This window comes from Neobacillus sp. plas4, from assembly GCF_057221695.1.
In genome coordinates this window covers 4,282,026-4,298,878 of record NZ_CM170152.1, presented here as the reverse complement: position 1 = coordinate 4,298,878, position 16,853 = coordinate 4,282,026, and the positions used below count along the sequence as shown (strand labels likewise).

The following is a 16,853-nucleotide window of genomic DNA, read 5'->3' as shown; positions in this document are numbered from 1 at the left end:
AAGAAAATCGTTACACTTTATCTTAAATATAAATTGTCAAAAAATGTTTACATCGATAGGAGCTTTTTGAATGACTCAATGGAAAGACGGAATTGCGAAAATTATTTTGCCGACTCCTTTTGCGGTCGGCGATGTTAATGTATTTTTAATTAAAGGAGAGCGTTTGACACTTGTCGATTGTGGGGTCAAAACAAAAGCGTCATGGGCGGCATTTAAGCAGCAGCTGACTGAATTACATTTAACCCCTGATGATATTGAACAAGTCATTATTACCCATCATCATCCGGATCATGTTGGAATGCTGGATTTTTTATCCGATAAGATTGAGGTATATGGTCACCCGCTTAATGAAAGATGGATTCATCCAACCGATGCTTTTTTTGAAGAACAAGAGAAATTTTTTGGTGCAGAATTTCTTGACTATGGTTTACCACAAGAACTTCTTCCATCTCGTTCCATGTTAATGGATACCCTGAAGTACTCCTGTAATCGCTCCTTAACTGGAGAGCTGGTTGAAGGAATGAGCCCGCCTGGACTTACGGAGTGGACGGTATTGGAGACCCCTGGACATGCCCAGAGCCATATTGCTCTTTTTCGTGAAAAAGATGGCGTACTGATCGGAGGGGATTTAATTCTTGCACATATTTCACCCAACCCATTCCTTGAAACGCCGGCGCCTGGTGAAAAAGAAAGACCGAAGCCACAGCTGCAACATAATCACTCGATGAAGAAACTATTGTCTTATCCCATTCAGTTTGTCTATACGGGTCACGGTGCTGAAGTGTTTCAACTAAAAGAGTTAATCGAAAAAAGGCTGATTCATCAACATGAAAGGGCGATGAAGGTCAATGATTGGCTTAAAGAAGAACGGCAAACGGTATTTGAACTTTGCAAACGTCTTTTTCCTTCCGCTTATAAGCGTGAATTAATGCTGACACTATCGGAAACAGTGGGTCAGCTTGACTATTTAGCCTCAATCGGCGAGATTATTAGTAATAAGGATCAACAACCTGTCCTTTATCAGGCTAGATGAGGTGTAATATATGGCGAGAGAACAACTTAAGGGAAAAAATATTGTTATTACCGGTGCATCCGGGGGAATCGGTGCTGAAATTGCCAAGCTTTGTGGAGCGAGTGGTGCTAATCTTGTCCTTATAGCACGCAGCATTGAAAAGCTCAATCAGCTGCAAAAAGAATTGGAGCAGAAGCATCACGTAAAGGTAGACGTCTACCAATTGGATGTCTCGGATACGGATAAAGTAAAGGAAGTTTTTTACGAGATTCTCGAGAAAATTGATCATATTGATATTCTTGTAAACAATGCAGGATTCGGTGTTTTCCGTGCAGCTCATGAAGCAACGATGACTGAAATCAAAGGGATGTTCGATGTCAATGTGGTTGGGCTTATGGCGTGTACCAGCATGGTTCTGCCAAAAATGCGCGAACGCCAATTTGGGCATATTATTAACATTGCGTCTCAGGCAGGGAAAATCGCTACGCCAAAATCAAGTGTTTACTCTGCCACTAAGCATGCTGTTCTAGGTTACACCAATTCCCTTAGGATGGAGCTTAGTGATTACAATGTGTTGGTCACATCTGTGAATCCTGGACCGATTGCAACGAATTTCTTTAACATTGCCGACGAAAAAGGCACGTATGTTAAAAATGTTCAAAGATTCATGCTGCAGCCAGAATATGTAGCAAGGAAAGTTGTTGAGAGTATGCTGACAAAAACGAGGGAAATTAACCTGCCCCGGTGGATGAATATGGGCAGTGTCGTATATGTTCTCTTCCCGCGACTTTTTGAACGAATTGGAAAAAAGGCATTTAACAAAAAGTAAAACCGCAATCGCGGTTTTTTTGATTTGAAAAGATTACCCTGTTAAAAATTCATATACCGTATCATTTATCGCCTCGTATAATTCTATAGCTGGTTGTTCTTCTTTTATTTTAATAATCTTAACAGCAAGCTCCTCTAAATCTCCACTGCTCAGTGGGAGGGAATCCACTTCAGCATAATATTGTTTAAAGCAATTCTTTATCATTTTTATGATCAGTTTTTTCTCCATTTACCTGCACCTCATCACAATTATACCGCTTTTTCCTACAATAGCTATTTGCGAAAAATAACCATAACCATGAAATCCCTCAAAAAATTTCCATTGAATACGAACGCATATTCGCGTAAGATATGTATATAATATAAAGAACAAACGTTCGATAATTTTAGAGTCTAGCTTTGGGCGGGAGCCCTGCGCTTTTCAAATTGGGAGGAAAAGTCATGGTTGATTACAGCACGTTACCACACAATCAGATTTTATGCGTAGACATGAAGAGTTTTTATGCAAGCTGTGCTGCTGTCATGCTTGGTCTTGATCCCTTGACTTGCTATCTAGCTGTGGCCGGTAACAAAGAACGAAATGGAAGTGTTGTGCTTGCTGCATCACCGCGTTTAAAGAAAGAATTTGGAATTAAAACAGGTTCGAGGCTATTTGAGATTCCTGATGATCCCCGGATTCAAGTTGTTGAGCCAAAAATGGCAACCTATTTGCGTATTTCTACTGAAATTACCCGTCTGTTTAATCGGTATGTTCCAAAGGAAGCCATTCACACGTACAGCGTTGATGAAAGTTTTATTAAGGTGGATGGAGTACTTCATATGTGGGGGGATGCCTTTACCATTGCAGCAAAAATTAAGGATGATATTGAACGTGAATTCCAGCTCCCCTGTGCGGTCGGAATTGGCCCTAATATGTTATTATCGAAGCTTTGCCTCGATCTTGAAGCAAAGAAGCATGGAATTGCTGAATGGAAGTATGAGGACGTCCAAACAAAGCTATGGAAGGTTTCACCACTCAGAGAAATGTGGGGGATTGGCAGGCGTGTTGAAAAAACATTAAATGGGATGGGCATTTTCACAGTTGGTCAGCTGGCTCGCTATGATTTACAAGCGCTGGAAAAGAAATTTGGAATCATGGGTAACCAGCTTTATCATCACGCCTGGGGAGTTGACCTTTCAGACCTGGGAGCACCTCTTATTGAGGGGCAAATCAGCTTTGGCAAAAGCCAAATTCTTTTAAGAGATTATAAAGACGAAGAAGAAATAAAGCATGTGATTTTAGAAATCTGTGAAGAGGTAGCCCGAAGAGCGCGCTCCCGCCGCAAAGCTGGGAGGACGGTCAGCCTCAGTATCGGTTATAGCCAAGATGAACTTGGCGGCGGTTTTCATCGTTCAAGAACAATCATGCAGCCAACAAATGTAACGATGGACCTGTACCGTGTCTGTCTCGAATTATTTTACGAACATTATACAGGAAAGACAGTAAGGCAAATTGCGATTAGCATCGGAAATATCGTCGATGACCACGAGTTTCAGCTCGATCTTTTTGATATGGGTGCGGTAAAGCGGCGAGAACTTGGTTACGTGGTTGATTCTGTTCGAAGACGATTTGGATCGGGTGCCTTATTACGAGCTGTTTCCTATACTGCTGCCGGAACGGCAAGACACCGGGCTACATTGGTTGGCGGGCACAAAAGATAAGAGAGGGGGGAATGTGATGATTCGTGACCGCGGAAGGATCAAATGGGTTTCGATGATGCTTCCTGAGCACATCAAATTGCTCAGGGATTGGGTAAAGGAAGATCAGTATGAAGAGCAAAAAATAATAGATGAACAGCAGCTCGAACTCATGAATGAGACCTTATCTGAAGCCATCGAATTTGACCAATTTGTTACCATTACCCATTATCGAAAGAGTAATTATGAACTTGTTATTGGAAAAATTCATTATTGGGACGAAATGACTGGGAGGCTTCATATCGTTGATCACTTCGAAGAAATACACCGCATTCCGATTACTGCAATAGCGGATATCAGAATAACGGGTGTGTAAACATGCAACAAGAGCGGCCCATTTCGGGATCCGCTCTTGTTTGGATTATTGTATTAACGGAAATCCGCTTTAAATTCACCAGTAATTTTTTGGTGGCCATTATACTCTTCAAACAATTGCTCTTGTTCCAAGTCGAAACGGTTCATAATTGGCAAGTCGTTTACTGAGAATAGGTAAGAGTCTTCGGAGGCAGTATGTTCATACCATGCCCAGTTCGGAACAACGAAGTAATCACCTTTTTTCCAATCGAAACGGATGCCATTGATAACTGTGTGACCTGAACCTTTGTGTACTTGGTAAACAGTTGAGTGCGTATGGCGTAATGCCTTTGTTTGGAAGCCATGTGGTAAATGCTGCATTCTAGTGCCAAGCGTAGGGTTTGCTGATTTACCTGTAGATGGGTTGATGTACTCTACTGCGTATCCATGGTGTGGATCTGGATCGAATTCCATTAACCCTTTAATTCCTTCTACCGTGCGATCCCATTTATAATTTGCAAGTGGAGCAACTGTATATTTATCATCACCAACAGGACGAACCATGCCGCCGCGATAACGTCTCTCTGAGAAATTATCTGGAATATCTGGCTGTTGTAAACCATCTTCATAAGGTTCAAAGAATGTACCGCCGATTGCATAAATGGTAGGAATATCTAAAGCATCCATCCAATACATAGGCTCTGTTCCTAAGTGGGCGTGCCCATGCCATAAATTCTTTGGAGTAATTAAAAAGTCACCTTCCTCCATGAAAATACGCTCACCCTGCACGATCGTATATGCACCAGAACCTTCAGAAATAAAGCGCAATGCACTTTGTGAGTGACGGTGGGATGGTGCTTTTTCACCAGGTAATAACATTTGAACAGCTGCATAAATCGTTTGGGTAGTAGATCCCCATCCCCAAGGTTCACGATACGTTAATCCAGGGTTTTGAAAATAAATCGCCCGGCGTTCCCCGCCCCGTTCTGGTGTGAAGATTTGAGCCGCTTCTGCCATTTTCTTTTTGATTAATTCATCGCTCCAAAGATAAGCTTGTGCTTGAGGCTTTGGCGTTTTGTGCATAATTGTAGGAATTGCTTCCCAAAGAGGTCCTAAGTTGTATTGTTGTATATCTCTTGTGTAATCGGTTACAACTGAGCTTTTCATAAACTCTTGAACTTCTGGATTTACTTCAGCCATTTCTCATTCTCCTTTATTATTTAAAATTTTATAGAGAAAAGGGGAGCAGCGAATGCTGCTTGACCCCTTGAAAATCCCCTTAAACAGTAGCTAAGACTTCTGTTGTCTTTACTTTATTTTCAAGTGCACCAATTTTGTCGATTTCGATACGAACAACGTCTCCATCTTTTAAGAATTGCGGAGGATTCATTGCAACTCCAACTCCACCAGGAGTTCCAGTTAATACAACATCACCTGGCTCTAACGTCATTAAATTCGATAAGAAAGCTACTAATTTTTGAACAGAGAATACTAGATTAGCAGTATTGGTTTTTTGACGTACTTCACCATTTACTTTTAGGACAACATCTAAGCCGGATGGATTTTGCAATTCATCGGATGTTACTAAATATGGTCCCATTGGTGCACTGCCATCTACTGTTTTTCCTTGGAGCCATTGAAGCGTGCGTCGTTGAATATCACGATAGGTTACATCATTTGTAATGGTATAACCAGCTACATAGTCTAATGCATCTTCTTCGGAAACATTGCGGGCTTGTTTGCCAACAACAAAAGTAAACTCTGCTTCATAGTCAAGCTGGTCAGAAATTGGATAGAACGGAATATCGTCCTCTGGACCTAAGATTGTATTTGCGAATTTCGCAAAAATAACTGGGTTTGATGGAATTTCACGACCCATTTCTAAAATATGTTCGCGGTAGTTATGACCAACACAGATAATTTTTCCTGGTTTTTGAACGGGTGCCTCTACCTTTACTTCCTCGATGTTATAAATGACTTTTTTATCAAAGCTTTCAGGATTAGCCAAAATGAAATCGATTGCATTTTGCGCAAGTTGAAGGGATTCTTTACCACCCTGGTATAACTCGTCTGTATTTTCTGGCACATATGCTTTTGCGATTGCTTCGAATCGGTATTTTCCTTCTGCTTTTAATTGTGCTTGGTAGGCATAGTTTAAGTCGATTACTTGGTTGTCAACGATTGCACCTGCACGTGTATGTCCAGCGACAGTATAATTAATAAGTTTCATTGTTGCTCCTCCTTGTTTTTCACTAATTATGAAATTAGTTCACTATTTATAAAAATAGTAAAAGAATACGAGATAATTGTCAATATTATTTGTTTTCAGAAATTTATTTTTTTAAACCGAAATACTCTGAAATTTCTTTTGCGATACTGAGAACATATTGTCCAGTCGGATGATCTGCTGATTTTGGTACAGTCTCAGTAATACCAACGATGGTAATTGCACCAATTAGTTCATTGTTAAAATTTAATAGAGGGACACAAAAAGATGAGACATGCTTTATTAGAGGTTCGGTTTTTGAAGCAAAGAACATTCCTCTTGTTTTTTCTTTTTCAGCTTGAAATTGCTGCAATTCACTTTCATTGAACCTTGAAAGTTCAGCTTCTTCCCATTCTTTCAAACGAACGTCTTTTTCAAAGGCTGAAAAAACAACGCCAGTAGAAGAGGAGAGTGGTAAGTGTGTCCCTATTTGAGCACCAATATTTATTCCATAATCATCTGCACTTTGAATATATGAAATCAGTGGACCATTTTTTGAAGGAACGGCCAGCAGTACGGTTAGGTTCGTTTTATCAGTGATCTTTTTAATATAGGGAATAACCACTTCTATTAAAGAAGATTGACCTAAAGCCGCATTTCCTAACTGAACTAATTTATGTCCAAGCGTATACGCGTTTGTATAAGGATTACGATAGACTAATCCAAATTGGGACAGTGTAGACAAATATTTATATAAATTGCTTTTTGTCATTGCAGTTAGGTTTTGGATATCAGTAAACTTTAGAGGTTCTTTTTCCCTTGCTAAGATCTCTAATATGTTTAACCCAATTTGCAAGGACTGAATACCGACCGTTTTCGTTTCAGTTGTCATCATATTCACCTCCTTTTTCGATTAATTTTGGATAATACCAGAAAAACGATTAATAGAAATTTCTAAATTTTAAAAGTTTTTTGTTGACGAAACAGTGAAAAATGATTTAAAGTTTTCTTATCAGGTAACTAAGTTCTCTATTTGTGGAAGATAATAACTCAGTTGGAGGGGAATAGTCAATGACAAATGTAAGCGATATTATTGTAGTAGGCGGAGGAATCGGTGGTTTAGCAGCAGCACTATCAGTTCAAGAAAGTGGTAAGTCTGTAGCGGTTTTTGAGCAGGCACCTGAGTTTGGAGAAGTAGGTGCAGGAATTCAGTTAGCACCAAATGCGTTAGAAGTTTTAGACCGTTTAGGTGTAAAAGAAGAAATTTTAAAACATGCAGTAGTACCAAAACGTCTTGTCCTAAAAGATGTTTATACTGCAAAAGAATTAGCCGTTCTGGATTTAGGAGAAGGTTTCCAAAAAGAATTCGGCCAGCCATACATCGTATTACATCGCTCCGACTTACACAGAGTTCTTTATGAAGCATGTCAAAAAAACAGTAATATTAAATTCTTTACCAACCAATGTATTCAAACGGCAGAACAAAATGGTGATACTGTAACTATTGTTAACCAAAATGGTGAAACGTTTACTGCAGAAGCAGTTATTGGTGCCGATGGGGTAAAATCAAACATGCGTAAGCAGCTAGTTGATGATAAACCAGTAAACTCTGCGTATGTTGCTTACCGTGGAACGATTCCAATCGAAGAAGTGGCTTCTACCGCAAACTTAGACTTAGACGATGTAATTATGTGGATTGGACCCAACCTGCACATGGTACAATACCCAGTTCGCCGCGGAGAGCTTTACAACCAAGTAGTGGTATTTAAATCATATGATGCGACTGTAGAAGACTGGGGAACCCCTGAAGAAATGGCACGTCGTTTTGAACATTGTCATCCAAAAGTTGAGAACGCTTTAACTTACATTAACCGTCAATTCCGCTGGCAAATGTATGACCGTGAACCAATCGACAATTGGACAAATGGCAACATTACGCTATTAGGAGATTCTGGTCATGCAATGCTTCAATATTTAGCTCAAGGCGGAGTTCAAGCCCTTGAAGATGCGTTTGTATTAGGTGAGGAATTAAAGAAACATAACTCTTACGAAGAAGCATTTAAGGCATATCAAGAAGTTCGTATCCCACGTTCTTCAATGGTACAAGGATCAGCACGCAGATGGGGCGAAATTATTCACGCAGAGGATCAAACTGCACTTGCGCTTCGTAATTTTATTTTTGAACAACATAAACCAACTGATTACCATGTTGTTGATTTCCTATATGGCTATTTCAATAAAAATTACCAACGTGTTAATTGCTAGTTTATAACTTATTGCAAAATAAAAATGCGTTAGAGTTAACTCTAGCGCTTTTTTAAAATTAATATAGTAAGTGAATATGAAGGAGGACATTCAATGACAACAACAGTTCTGAATGAAAAAGTAGAAATCTTTAAAAAGAGTATTGAGGATATTGTAGCGGTATTGAATAATACGGAAGAGGCAGCCCTTTATGTTAAACCTTCTGAATCAGAATGGTCGGCCATGCAAATTGTTTCCCATATAATAGAAGCTGTAGAATTTTGGGCTGCAGATTTGGAAGCGCTGCTAGTTGTTCCAGGTGCTAAATGGGGACGTAATCACGAACATGTACGCCGTTTAGCTGCAGTAGATGAAAAGGTTGTATCACGTATTAATAAAGAGGAGGCCATAACGGAACTTCAAAACTTAGTTCCGAAGGTAGAGGCAGTGCTTGTAAAAGTGACAGAAGAGGATCTGATAAAAACAGCCCCAAGCTATAATCCAAAATTTGATGGTAAACCGTTATCCTTTTTAGTCGACCACTTAATCGTAAAACACGTAACTGGACATTACGGGCAAATTGTACGTCATTTGGAAAAGATTCAATAAATACCAGTACTAAGTAGCTGAGGCCTCTTATAGCAAAAACACTAAGAATGACAAAAGATTGTGTTACAATTAGTGCATGCTAGCAGGGGGGAGATTTAAAACATGGAGATTATGATAACATCGGCAGCTGCTGAGAAACTTAATGAGCGAATTAATGGTACCGAAGGCTATTTAAAGTTGAAGTATGATATAGATGGCTGCGGATGTGTAGTAAGCGGGGTGTTCGCTTTGTGGTATGTACCTGAACTTGATTCTGACGATATGACAATTGAGACGAACGAACGCACTATATATATGGAAAAGTCGAAAACTGTCTTCTTTGATGAAAAGATGAAAATTGATTTTTCCACTGCAAGTAATAGCTTTCAATTAAAAAGTCCTCAGCAAATCTTAAATGGATATATGAGTTTAATTTTGAAAGGAAAAACAGACTGACCCACTCTGGGCAGTCTGTTTTTTTAGGAAAGCAGATATATTTCCATTAACGCAGATATAATGCATTTATCGCAGATGTAGTGAATTTTACCCATAGAACTCGCCATTGACAACGTATGTTTTTAAAAATTCATCTAAGACTCGGCGATAATCCTCTGGATTTTCATTAAAAGACTGGGCATGGCGACCGTTTACAGCGAGATAAAGCATTTTTGGACCTTGTTTTTTCTCGTATAATTCTTTTGTCATAGCCGGAAGAATAAAATCATCGTTCTCACTGTGAATAAATAAAATAGGATTCCTGATATTTTCAATAACAGAAATTGGCGAAACGTGTCTAATTGAATATTTTTCACGCAAGCGCAAAATAAAATCAGCGATGGGAATTGAGAGTGACGGTATCATTTTGTATTCTTTTTTAAGCTGATAAGAAAGCTGCTCTTTTAAGTCAGAAAACGGACAGTCCGCAATATAAAAATCAGCACCATCCTCAAGCATACCGGCATACAGGAGCATTGTAGCCGCGCCCATCGATTCACCATGGATCCCAAGCGTAAGTGTAGATCCCTTCTCTTTTTTTAACCAATCAATTACAGCTTTTAAATCGAACTTTTCATAGTGGCCAAAGCTGGTAGTCTTTCCCCCAGACTCCCCATGGCGGCGATGGTCATAGATAACGGCATTAAATCCGTTTTCTAGGAATAGATTCATATATTTAATGGAATTAATTTTTGTTTCGGTCACACCATGAGAAATAATGACATAGCGATTGGAAACGTGTGGCTCTACAAGCAGAGCTTTAATGGGATAGCCAAAGGGAGATTCAATTGTAACTTCCCGCTTAGGAAGAGAATCGAACTGTTCGGGATTAAATCTTCCCGCTTCCTTTTCACGCTGTACAATAAATTGCTCATCCTTCTTTTTAAAATACATGAGTCGATTTGTAAAATAAAAACCTAAAGAAAATGTAAACAGGAATGAAATTAGAAGAGCTCGTAACGCTTTTCTCACAAGTACACCTCCAGAAGGTTCGCCAATAGTAATTATTTGGTAATGTTAGCATTATTTTAACATAGGAAAAGCCGCTAACTCCATTTAGCGGCTTAATTAAAATAAAAATAATAGCTATTTGAACTTTGAGAACTGTCTAGCTCCAGCGCCTAGGGGCTCGGGTCATAAGCCAATCCGTCGAGAAGGTTAAAGAGCAACCTTCTCGACGGCTCGTCTTATGCCTGTAGCCCCTGTGCAAGGCGCTTCCGCATTTCTTATTGCTCTGCATTCTGTCTCTTGGTTGGATGTAGTGCTTTTTCTAGTTCCTCGGCAGCAATCATCCGCTTGCCTCCACCTGCTGTTTCTGCGTAATCCTTACCTTTTTGGCTGTATCCTTTATCGCGTTTTTGGCTCATACTCTTCAGACTCCCTTCGAGAAGTAGTTTCATTTAATAAGGTGCATATATAGAAGACTGATTATTCATCTGAAAATGTTTAATGAAGAACGGCTCAATTCAAAAAAACAAGAATTATAGAAATTTTGACAAAATAAGAGGGTTTTCAGGAATTTTGTAGAATTAAGTAAAGGTAATACATATTGAAGAGGAGCGATAGAAAATGAGCCAAACAGAAGTAGTAATTGTGAGTGCCGTACGTACAGCATTAGGTAGTTTTAACGGAAGCTTGAAAAATGTATCAGCACCAGAATTAGGGGCAACAGCTATCAAAGGAGCACTTGAACAAGCAGGCGTAAAACCAGAACAAGTGGATGAAGTTATTTTAGGAAACGTACTGCAGGCGGGTCTTGGTCAAAACCCTGCAAGACAAGCTGCTATCGCTGCAGGAATTCCTGAAAGTGTTTCCTCAATGACGATCAATAAAGTCTGCGGTTCAGGATTAAAGGCTGTTCACTTGGCAACTCAGGCAATTCTAGCAGGAGATGCAGAGATTGTTGTTGCTGGTGGAATGGAGAACATGAACCAAGCTCCTTACATATTAAAAAATGCCCGTGATGGTTTTAAAATGGGTGATCAAAAATTAATAGATACTATGACTAGTGACGGATTGACATGTGTTTTTAATCAATATCATATGGGAATTACAGCTGAAAACTTGGCAGATAAATATTCCATTACGAGAGAAGAGCAGGACCAATTTTCAGCATGGAGTCAGGAGAAGGCTGTTAAGGCAATTGAGGAAGGTAAGTTTAAAGATGAGATTGTCCCTGTTGTAATTCCACAGCGCAAAGGTGACCCAATTGTTTTTGATACCGATGAATATCCGAAAAAAGGAACAACAGCTGAAAAACTTGCAGGATTACGTCCAGCATTCAAAAAAGATGGCAGCGTAACAGCTGGTAATGCCTCCGGAATCAATGATGGAGCAGCTGCATTAGTTGTAATGAGCAGGAAAAAAGCGGATGAATTAGGATTAAAGCCATTAGTAACGATTAAAGGGAATGCAAGTGCAGGTGTTGATCCAAGCATTATGGGAATAGGTCCGGTACCTGCTGTAAAGAAAGTGCTCGAAAAAGCATCTATTTCTATCGAAGAACTTGATTTAATTGAAGCAAATGAGGCATTTGCAGCGCAAGCATTAGCAGTTGACCGTGAACTTCAATTTAATAAAGATATCCTAAATGTTAATGGCGGAGCGATTGCACTCGGTCACCCAATCGGCGCTAGTGGTGCAAGAATTCTTGTTACACTGATTCATGAGATGAAACGCAGAAACGCCCAAAAAGGATTAGCAACTCTTTGTATTGGCGGCGGTCAAGGGGTAGCAACGATCGTTGAGCTAGCATAAACTCTTACAAAGAGGGGAGAACGATCACGATGAAGAAAATTAGTACATCCTTTCAAGAGGCTGTCGCTGATATTCAAGATGGAGCGACATTGATGGTCGGCGGTTTCGGTTTGTGCGGCATTCCTGAAAATCTAATTTCGGCCCTGGTTGATAAAGGGGTAAAGGATTTAACCGTTATTTCGAATAACTGTGGAATCGATGATTGGGGTCTTGGACCGCTTTTGAAAAATAAACAGATTAAAAAAATGATAGGTTCCTATGTGGGTGAAAATAAAGAGTTTGAGAGACAAGTTTTAGCAGGTGAACTTGAAGTAGAATTGACACCACAAGGTACTTTAGCGGAAAAAATAAGAGCAGGTGGTGCAGGGATTCCAGCCTTTTATACTCCAGCAGGGGTGGGAACACCAATTGCGGATGGCAAGGAAACCAAGGTGTTTAATGGCAGAGAGTATCTGCTAGAAGAAGCATTGACTGCTGATTTTAGTATTGTCAGGGCCTGGAAAGGTGACAAGATGGGGAATCTCGTCTACCACAAAACTGCACGGAACTTTAACCCGATGATCGCTGCGGCTGGTAAAGTAACGATTGCTGAAGTGGAGACACTCTGTGAAATCGGGGAACTCGATCCGAATTTTATCCATACTCCGAGCGTTTACGTTCAGATGATTATAGAAGGTAAGCAGGAAAAACGGATTGAGAGAATGACAGTTAGAAAATAACTTGGGGAAGGAGAGCTTGCCAATGGTCTCTGTTAGAGAGAGAATTGCGATAAGGGCAGAGAAAGAAATTGAAGACGGTTTCTATGTAAACCTAGGAATCGGTATGCCGACGCTGGTTGCTAATTTTATTTCTGGAAATAAACAGGTTGTCCTTCAATCGGAAAATGGTCTGCTTGGGATTGGTCCCTATCCTACCGAGGAAGAAGTTGACCCCGATTTAATCAATGCAGGGAAAGAAACGGTAACTGCGATTAGCGGTGCGGCATATTTTGATAGTGCTGAATCTTTTGCGATGATTCGCGGTGGACATATAAATATAGCCATCCTTGGAGGTATGGAGGTTTCTGAAACCGGAGATCTCGCAAACTGGATGATTCCAGGGAAAATGATAAAAGGGATGGGCGGAGCAATGGACCTCGTCCATGGAGCCCAAAAAATCATTGTCATTATGGAGCATGTGAACAAGCACGGTGAATCCAAAATTTTGAAACGATGTACACTTCCGTTAACAGGAAAAGGTGTCGTTGATCGAATTATTACTGAACGAGCGGTAATGGATGTAACCGAGGCAGGGTTAAAACTTGTTGAAGTTGCTAAAGGATATTCTGTCGAGGATGTAATCAATTCAACTGAGGCATCGCTAGCAGTGGACGAAAACGTGGTGCTAGAAGCTTATTAAAAATATAAAGCAGGCTGTTCATTGAACAGCCTGCTTTTTGCTATAATACATATAAAAAGATGTTTATGGGGGAGTTTAGGATGAAAAAGAAATCGAAACAAAAAAATCAATCTAAACCAAAAAAAGAAGAAGCAGCGGTAACGCTGAAAGATATGATTAACCCGGAATTAATTAAACAGCTTAAAGAACAGCAGGATCAGCTTAAAGAGACAGAGGAGCGTAAAAGAAAAGAAGAAGAACAGCGTAAACGTGAAGAACGCCGCTTAAAAGAAAAGAATAAATCATTTGAGGAGCTGCTCAACGAAAGCGGGATGAACTGGAAGGAGTTTAAATAATAGTAAAAAGGAGAGCGTCTGCTCTCCTTTCTTAACGATGATCTTTATAAACATTTGCCTTGGATAGTTTTTTGATTAAAGCAAGTTCATCTTGTGTCAGCGGCTGGCTTTTTATACTGCGGGCATTGCTTCTAACTTGTTCCGCACTGCTGGCTCCAGTCACAACAGAGGCAACCGCAGGATGTGCCAAATTATATTGAAGTGCAATTTCTGTAAATGAGCGGTCCGATGCCAGCTTGTCTTTCAGTATCGGCAGCACTTCAAGCAGCTCTTTTTCACTATAGTCTTGATATCCTTTTGGTGACACCTTCTCTAGCATTTTATCACTTAAGAGCCCTTTTGCGAGCGGACCGCGGGTCACCACGCTAATCCCATGTTCCTGCAAAAGAGGCAATACTTCTTCTTCTGGGCGCCGGTCTAAAATACTGTATTGCATCATAACAGAAATCATATGAGATTTCCTCACATACTCACGAATGACATTAGGCCGAATCGATGAAATTCCATAATAGCGGATATAGCCTTCAGACTTTAATTCATCAAATGCCTCAATAGTTTCATCCATTCGATCCTCAATGGTTCCGCCATGTAGCTGATACATATCAATATAATCTGTGCCAAGTCGTGTCAAACTTTGTTTGACTGCTTCCTTTATGTACGATTTTGATGGATCCCACGACCACCCTGACTTATCAGGTCTCCAGCGATTACCAGCCTTTGTCGCAAGAATTACCTTTTCACGTACTTCTTTTAAAGCAGCACCGACAATTTTTTCATTTTCACCAAAATCATATAAATCTGCCGTATCAAAATAATTTATTCCCTCATCTAACGCGGTCTCTATAATCTTTCTAGCAGCTTTTTCCTCTGTTCCAATCGACATACAGCCTAAGCCTAGCTCTGTTACCCATAAGTCAGAGTTTCCAAGTTTTCTTTTTTTCAAAATGATCACCCCGTCCTAATTTTAGTAAAGAACGGGGTAGACTACAAATGTAAAGGTTATTTAGCTGAGACATTTTCAACCCATTCGGCAACTGTCGAATAATTCTTATTGTATTCTTTTAGCTTTTGGATAATCTCCCATCCTTTCCCTACAAGAATAATCCCTTTGTCATGCACGTATACCTTCATCCATACCCCTCCAAATCAAGTATGGTAAAATGTATGAAGTGCATATCCCGAATTAGAACAGGAGTTGATCTAGATGAGTAACCTTACTGAAAAAACGATACATAGTGAGGAGATTTTTTCAGGTAAAGTAATTAGTCTTCATCTTCAGGATGTTGAACTTCCAAATGGAAAACAGTCCAAAAGGGAAATCGTCAAACATCCAGGTGCAGTCGCTATTTTAGCGCTTACGGATCATAATAAAATTGTGATGGTAGAGCAATTTCGTAAAGCACTGGAACGAACGATTGTTGAAATCCCAGCAGGCAAGCTAGAAAAAGGTGAAGAGCCTGCACTTTGTGCGCGCAGAGAATTAGAGGAAGAGACAGGATATGAATGCGAAAGTCTGGAGCTTCTCGTTTCGTTTTATACATCACCTGGTTTCGCTGATGAAATCGTTCATCTGTTTATTGCTAAGGGATTAACGAAGAAAGAAAATGCAGCACCACTGGATGAAGATGAATTTGTAAACCTCGAAGAGATAACTTTGGATGAAGCAGTTCAATACGTGAAGGACCAAAAAATCTATGACGCCAAAACTGCCTATGCTGTTCAATATCTGCAGCTACAAGAGGTGCTGGCAAGAAAATGAAAAGATATTATGTAGATTTACATATTCATATCGGAAGAACATGGACCGGAAAGCCTGTAAAAATAACAGGTGCCAAATCATTAACATTTACAAACATCATTGAGCATGCGCGGCACGAAAAAGGACTGAATATGGTTGGAATTATTGATAGTCATTCACCAGAAGTAATTCTAGAAATGGAAAGCCTGGTTTCTGGCGGTGACATTGTTGAACATCCAGATGGCGGTTTGGCATTTGGTGATTTAACGATTATTCCTGGTTCCGAGTTAGAAATCTATGATGAACAATGTAATGGACCGATTCATGTACTTTGTTATTTTCCTACTATCGTGATCATGAGAGAGTTTTCCAATTGGCTATCGGGTCATTTGAAAAATGTTCAATTAAGTTCGCAGCGAATATATGCGTCAGGTCTGGAATTACAAAGAAAGGTAAAAGAACTAGGCGGTTTATTTATTCCTGCCCATGTGTTTACACCTTTTAAAAGTCTATACGGTAAAGGTGTCAATAAATCATTAACAGAAGTTTTCGATCCCAACCTTATAGATGGGATTGAGCTGGGATTAAGTTCTGATACAAGCATGGCAGACCAAATTAAAGAATTACACAACTATACCTTTGTAACCAATTCAGATGCTCACTCATTAGCGAAAATTGCCCGTGAATATCAGGTTATATCGATGAACGAACCTTCTTTTAAAGAATTAGGGAAGGCATTAAAAAAGGAAGACGGCAGGCAAATCATAGCGAACTATGGTTTAGATCCGCTCCTTGGAAAATATCACAAAACCGTCTGTGCAAAATGCTTGCATCCTGCTGGCGAGGAAGATCAAATCTGTAGTCAATGCGGTAGTAATAAGATTATTAAAGGTGTAGCGGACCGAATCCTTGAATTGAAGACAGTTGAACAGAGCCCAGAAGGCCGTCCCATCTATGTCCATCAAGTTCCACTTGAATTTATCCCTGGATTAGGTTCAAAATTACTTGAAAAGCTAGTTAATCATTTTGGTTCCGAAATGGCCATTTTACACGAAGTTCCTTTTGAAGCATTAACCGAAGTGGTTCCAGCTAAAATAGCCGGCCTCATCATGAAAGCTAGAGAAGGAAAAGTAAATTTAGCTGCAGGCGGCGGCGGAAAATACGGAAAAATAGCAGATTAATTTCATATTTATATTTAAAAACCTGGCAGAGTAACTAAAA

Annotated in this window: 21 protein-coding genes; 13 read left to right on the top strand and 8 right to left on the bottom strand. The window is 39.8% G+C overall.

The window, feature by feature from the left end; all coding sequences use genetic code 11:
• Positions 1 to 70 precede the first annotated feature (70 nt).
• Both AC2TFD_RS21660 and AC2TFD_RS21655 read left to right on the top strand, forming a co-directional pair.
• Positions 71 to 1,033 (top strand): MBL fold metallo-hydrolase, encoded by a 963-nt coding sequence (locus AC2TFD_RS21660; RefSeq protein WP_484673933.1) that lies wholly within the window; start codon positions 71 to 73, stop codon positions 1,031 to 1,033.
• Positions 1,034 to 1,043: 10 nt separating this feature from the next.
• A complete protein-coding gene (locus tag AC2TFD_RS21655) occupies positions 1,044 to 1,841 on the top strand; it encodes an SDR family NAD(P)-dependent oxidoreductase (protein ID WP_484673932.1) in 798 nt (265 codons plus the stop codon).
• 33 nt (positions 1,842 to 1,874) lie between these two features.
• Here AC2TFD_RS21655 and AC2TFD_RS21650 read toward each other — a convergent pair whose 3' ends face one another.
• A complete protein-coding gene (locus AC2TFD_RS21650; protein ID WP_335510624.1) occupies positions 1,875 to 2,069 on the bottom strand; it encodes a YqzH family protein in 195 nt (64 codons plus the stop codon).
• A gap of 212 nt (positions 2,070 to 2,281) precedes the next feature.
• On the opposite strand from AC2TFD_RS21650, the gene AC2TFD_RS21645 reads away from it, so the two are divergent.
• Positions 2,282 to 3,541 (top strand): Y-family DNA polymerase, encoded by a 1,260-nt coding sequence (locus AC2TFD_RS21645; RefSeq protein ID WP_335510625.1) that lies wholly within the window; start codon positions 2,282 to 2,284, stop codon positions 3,539 to 3,541.
• Between the two features lie 16 nt (positions 3,542 to 3,557).
• Positions 3,558 to 3,893, top strand: coding sequence for a YolD-like family protein (locus AC2TFD_RS21640; RefSeq protein ID WP_335510627.1), 336 nt, complete (start codon positions 3,558 to 3,560; stop codon positions 3,891 to 3,893).
• Between the two features lie 53 nt (positions 3,894 to 3,946).
• On the opposite strand, the gene AC2TFD_RS21635 is transcribed toward AC2TFD_RS21640, so the two are convergent.
• The 3 genes from AC2TFD_RS21635 to AC2TFD_RS21625 all read right to left on the bottom strand — a co-directional run bounded on the left by AC2TFD_RS21635 (position 3,947) and on the right by AC2TFD_RS21625 (position 6,969).
• Entirely contained in the window at positions 3,947 to 5,071 is a 1,125-nt protein-coding gene (locus tag AC2TFD_RS21635) for a cupin domain-containing protein (RefSeq protein ID WP_484673931.1), read from the bottom strand.
• Between the two features lie 79 nt (positions 5,072 to 5,150).
• Complete coding sequence (locus AC2TFD_RS21630) at positions 5,151 to 6,101, bottom strand: fumarylacetoacetate hydrolase family protein (protein ID WP_335510631.1); 951 nt, start codon at positions 6,099 to 6,101, stop codon at positions 5,151 to 5,153.
• A 103-nt stretch (positions 6,102 to 6,204) separates the two neighbouring features.
• Positions 6,205 to 6,969 carry an IclR family transcriptional regulator gene (locus AC2TFD_RS21625; RefSeq protein WP_484673930.1) on the bottom strand — a complete coding sequence of 255 codons (765 nt, stop codon included), beginning with the start codon at positions 6,967 to 6,969 and terminating at the stop codon, positions 6,205 to 6,207.
• Between the two features lie 179 nt (positions 6,970 to 7,148).
• Here AC2TFD_RS21625 and AC2TFD_RS21620 point away from each other — a divergent pair, with 179 nt between their 5' ends.
• From AC2TFD_RS21620 to AC2TFD_RS21610, 3 genes are all read left to right on the top strand, one after another.
• Positions 7,149 to 8,342 (top strand): FAD-dependent monooxygenase, encoded by a 1,194-nt coding sequence (locus AC2TFD_RS21620; RefSeq protein WP_335510636.1) that lies wholly within the window; start codon positions 7,149 to 7,151, stop codon positions 8,340 to 8,342.
• A gap of 93 nt (positions 8,343 to 8,435) precedes the next feature.
• Positions 8,436 to 8,930, top strand: coding sequence for a DinB family protein (locus AC2TFD_RS21615; protein WP_484673929.1), 495 nt, complete (start codon positions 8,436 to 8,438; stop codon positions 8,928 to 8,930).
• Between the two features lie 102 nt (positions 8,931 to 9,032).
• Complete coding sequence (locus tag AC2TFD_RS21610; protein ID WP_484673928.1) at positions 9,033 to 9,365, top strand: iron-sulfur cluster biosynthesis family protein; 333 nt, start codon at positions 9,033 to 9,035, stop codon at positions 9,363 to 9,365.
• 87 nt (positions 9,366 to 9,452) lie between these two features.
• Here AC2TFD_RS21610 and AC2TFD_RS21605 read toward each other — a convergent pair whose 3' ends face one another.
• Together AC2TFD_RS21605 and AC2TFD_RS21600 are read right to left on the bottom strand one after the other, a co-directional pair.
• Positions 9,453 to 10,376: an alpha/beta hydrolase gene (locus AC2TFD_RS21605; protein ID WP_484673927.1), complete on the bottom strand. Its 924-nt coding sequence runs from the start codon at positions 10,374 to 10,376 to the stop codon at positions 9,453 to 9,455.
• Positions 10,377 to 10,630: 254 nt separating this feature from the next.
• The gene (locus AC2TFD_RS21600; RefSeq protein WP_335511506.1) at positions 10,631 to 10,771 is read right to left on the bottom strand and encodes a hypothetical protein; all 141 of its coding nucleotides are present in this window, start codon (positions 10,769 to 10,771) and stop codon (positions 10,631 to 10,633) included.
• A 202-nt stretch (positions 10,772 to 10,973) separates the two neighbouring features.
• Between AC2TFD_RS21600 and AC2TFD_RS21595 the strand changes: the two genes are divergently transcribed.
• The 4 genes from AC2TFD_RS21595 (at position 10,974) to AC2TFD_RS21580 (ending at position 13,894) form a co-directional block, all read left to right on the top strand.
• On the top strand, positions 10,974 to 12,161 hold the full coding sequence (locus AC2TFD_RS21595; RefSeq protein WP_335511508.1) for an acetyl-CoA C-acetyltransferase: 1,188 nt from the start codon (positions 10,974 to 10,976) through the stop codon (positions 12,159 to 12,161).
• 29 nt (positions 12,162 to 12,190) lie between these two features.
• A complete protein-coding gene (locus tag AC2TFD_RS21590) occupies positions 12,191 to 12,880 on the top strand; it encodes a CoA transferase subunit A (RefSeq protein ID WP_335511510.1) in 690 nt (229 codons plus the stop codon).
• 22 nt (positions 12,881 to 12,902) lie between these two features.
• Positions 12,903 to 13,559, top strand: a complete 657-nt coding sequence (locus AC2TFD_RS21585; RefSeq protein ID WP_484673926.1) for a 3-oxoacid CoA-transferase subunit B — start codon at positions 12,903 to 12,905, stop codon at positions 13,557 to 13,559.
• Positions 13,560 to 13,639: 80 nt separating this feature from the next.
• On the top strand, positions 13,640 to 13,894 hold the full coding sequence (locus tag AC2TFD_RS21580) for a YqkE family protein (protein WP_335511515.1): 255 nt from the start codon (positions 13,640 to 13,642) through the stop codon (positions 13,892 to 13,894).
• A gap of 31 nt (positions 13,895 to 13,925) precedes the next feature.
• On the opposite strand, the gene AC2TFD_RS21575 is transcribed toward AC2TFD_RS21580, so the two are convergent.
• Complete coding sequence (locus AC2TFD_RS21575) at positions 13,926 to 14,837, bottom strand: aldo/keto reductase (protein WP_484673925.1); 912 nt, start codon at positions 14,835 to 14,837, stop codon at positions 13,926 to 13,928.
• A gap of 56 nt (positions 14,838 to 14,893) precedes the next feature.
• The gene (gene mciZ / locus AC2TFD_RS21570; protein WP_335511519.1) at positions 14,894 to 15,025 is read right to left on the bottom strand and encodes a Z-ring formation inhibitor MciZ; all 132 of its coding nucleotides are present in this window, start codon (positions 15,023 to 15,025) and stop codon (positions 14,894 to 14,896) included.
• Positions 15,026 to 15,098: 73 nt separating this feature from the next.
• Between mciZ and AC2TFD_RS21565 the strand changes: the two genes are divergently transcribed.
• Both AC2TFD_RS21565 and AC2TFD_RS21560 read left to right on the top strand, forming a co-directional pair.
• A complete protein-coding gene (locus AC2TFD_RS21565; protein WP_335511521.1) occupies positions 15,099 to 15,653 on the top strand; it encodes an NUDIX hydrolase in 555 nt (184 codons plus the stop codon).
• Positions 15,650 to 16,813: an endonuclease Q family protein gene (locus AC2TFD_RS21560; protein ID WP_484673924.1), complete on the top strand. Its 1,164-nt coding sequence runs from the start codon at positions 15,650 to 15,652 to the stop codon at positions 16,811 to 16,813. Before AC2TFD_RS21565 ends, AC2TFD_RS21560 begins: the two co-directional genes overlap by 4 nt.
• The last annotated feature ends 40 nt before the right edge of the window (positions 16,814 to 16,853 follow it).

Excerpts from the sequence above, each read along its gene's own strand:
- AC2TFD_RS21660 (WP_484673933.1), top strand. The coding sequence starts at position 71 with ATGACTCAATGGAAAGACGGAATTGCGAAAATTATTTTGCCGACTCCT.
- AC2TFD_RS21655 (WP_484673932.1), top strand. The coding sequence starts at position 1,044 with ATGGCGAGAGAACAACTTAAGGGAAAAAATATTGTTATTACCGGTGCA.
- AC2TFD_RS21650 (WP_335510624.1), bottom strand. The coding sequence starts at position 2,069 with ATGGAGAAAAAACTGATCATAAAAATGATAAAGAATTGCTTTAAACAA.
- AC2TFD_RS21645 (WP_335510625.1), top strand. The coding sequence starts at position 2,282 with ATGGTTGATTACAGCACGTTACCACACAATCAGATTTTATGCGTAGAC.
- AC2TFD_RS21640 (WP_335510627.1), top strand. The coding sequence starts at position 3,558 with ATGATTCGTGACCGCGGAAGGATCAAATGGGTTTCGATGATGCTTCCT.
- AC2TFD_RS21635 (WP_484673931.1), bottom strand. The coding sequence starts at position 5,071 with ATGGCTGAAGTAAATCCAGAAGTTCAAGAGTTTATGAAAAGCTCAGTT.
- AC2TFD_RS21630 (WP_335510631.1), bottom strand. The coding sequence starts at position 6,101 with ATGAAACTTATTAATTATACTGTCGCTGGACATACACGTGCAGGTGCA.
- AC2TFD_RS21625 (WP_484673930.1), bottom strand. The coding sequence starts at position 6,969 with ATGACAACTGAAACGAAAACGGTCGGTATTCAGTCCTTGCAAATTGGG.
- AC2TFD_RS21620 (WP_335510636.1), top strand. The coding sequence starts at position 7,149 with ATGACAAATGTAAGCGATATTATTGTAGTAGGCGGAGGAATCGGTGGT.
- AC2TFD_RS21615 (WP_484673929.1), top strand. The coding sequence starts at position 8,436 with ATGACAACAACAGTTCTGAATGAAAAAGTAGAAATCTTTAAAAAGAGT.
- AC2TFD_RS21610 (WP_484673928.1), top strand. The coding sequence starts at position 9,033 with ATGGAGATTATGATAACATCGGCAGCTGCTGAGAAACTTAATGAGCGA.
- AC2TFD_RS21600 (WP_335511506.1), bottom strand. The coding sequence starts at position 10,771 with ATGAGCCAAAAACGCGATAAAGGATACAGCCAAAAAGGTAAGGATTAC.
- AC2TFD_RS21595 (WP_335511508.1), top strand. The coding sequence starts at position 10,974 with ATGAGCCAAACAGAAGTAGTAATTGTGAGTGCCGTACGTACAGCATTA.
- AC2TFD_RS21590 (WP_335511510.1), top strand. The coding sequence starts at position 12,191 with ATGAAGAAAATTAGTACATCCTTTCAAGAGGCTGTCGCTGATATTCAA.
- AC2TFD_RS21585 (WP_484673926.1), top strand. The coding sequence starts at position 12,903 with ATGGTCTCTGTTAGAGAGAGAATTGCGATAAGGGCAGAGAAAGAAATT.
- AC2TFD_RS21580 (WP_335511515.1), top strand. The coding sequence starts at position 13,640 with ATGAAAAAGAAATCGAAACAAAAAAATCAATCTAAACCAAAAAAAGAA.
- mciZ (WP_335511519.1), bottom strand. The coding sequence starts at position 15,025 with ATGAAGGTATACGTGCATGACAAAGGGATTATTCTTGTAGGGAAAGGA.
- AC2TFD_RS21565 (WP_335511521.1), top strand. The coding sequence starts at position 15,099 with ATGAGTAACCTTACTGAAAAAACGATACATAGTGAGGAGATTTTTTCA.
- AC2TFD_RS21560 (WP_484673924.1), top strand. The coding sequence starts at position 15,650 with ATGAAAAGATATTATGTAGATTTACATATTCATATCGGAAGAACATGG.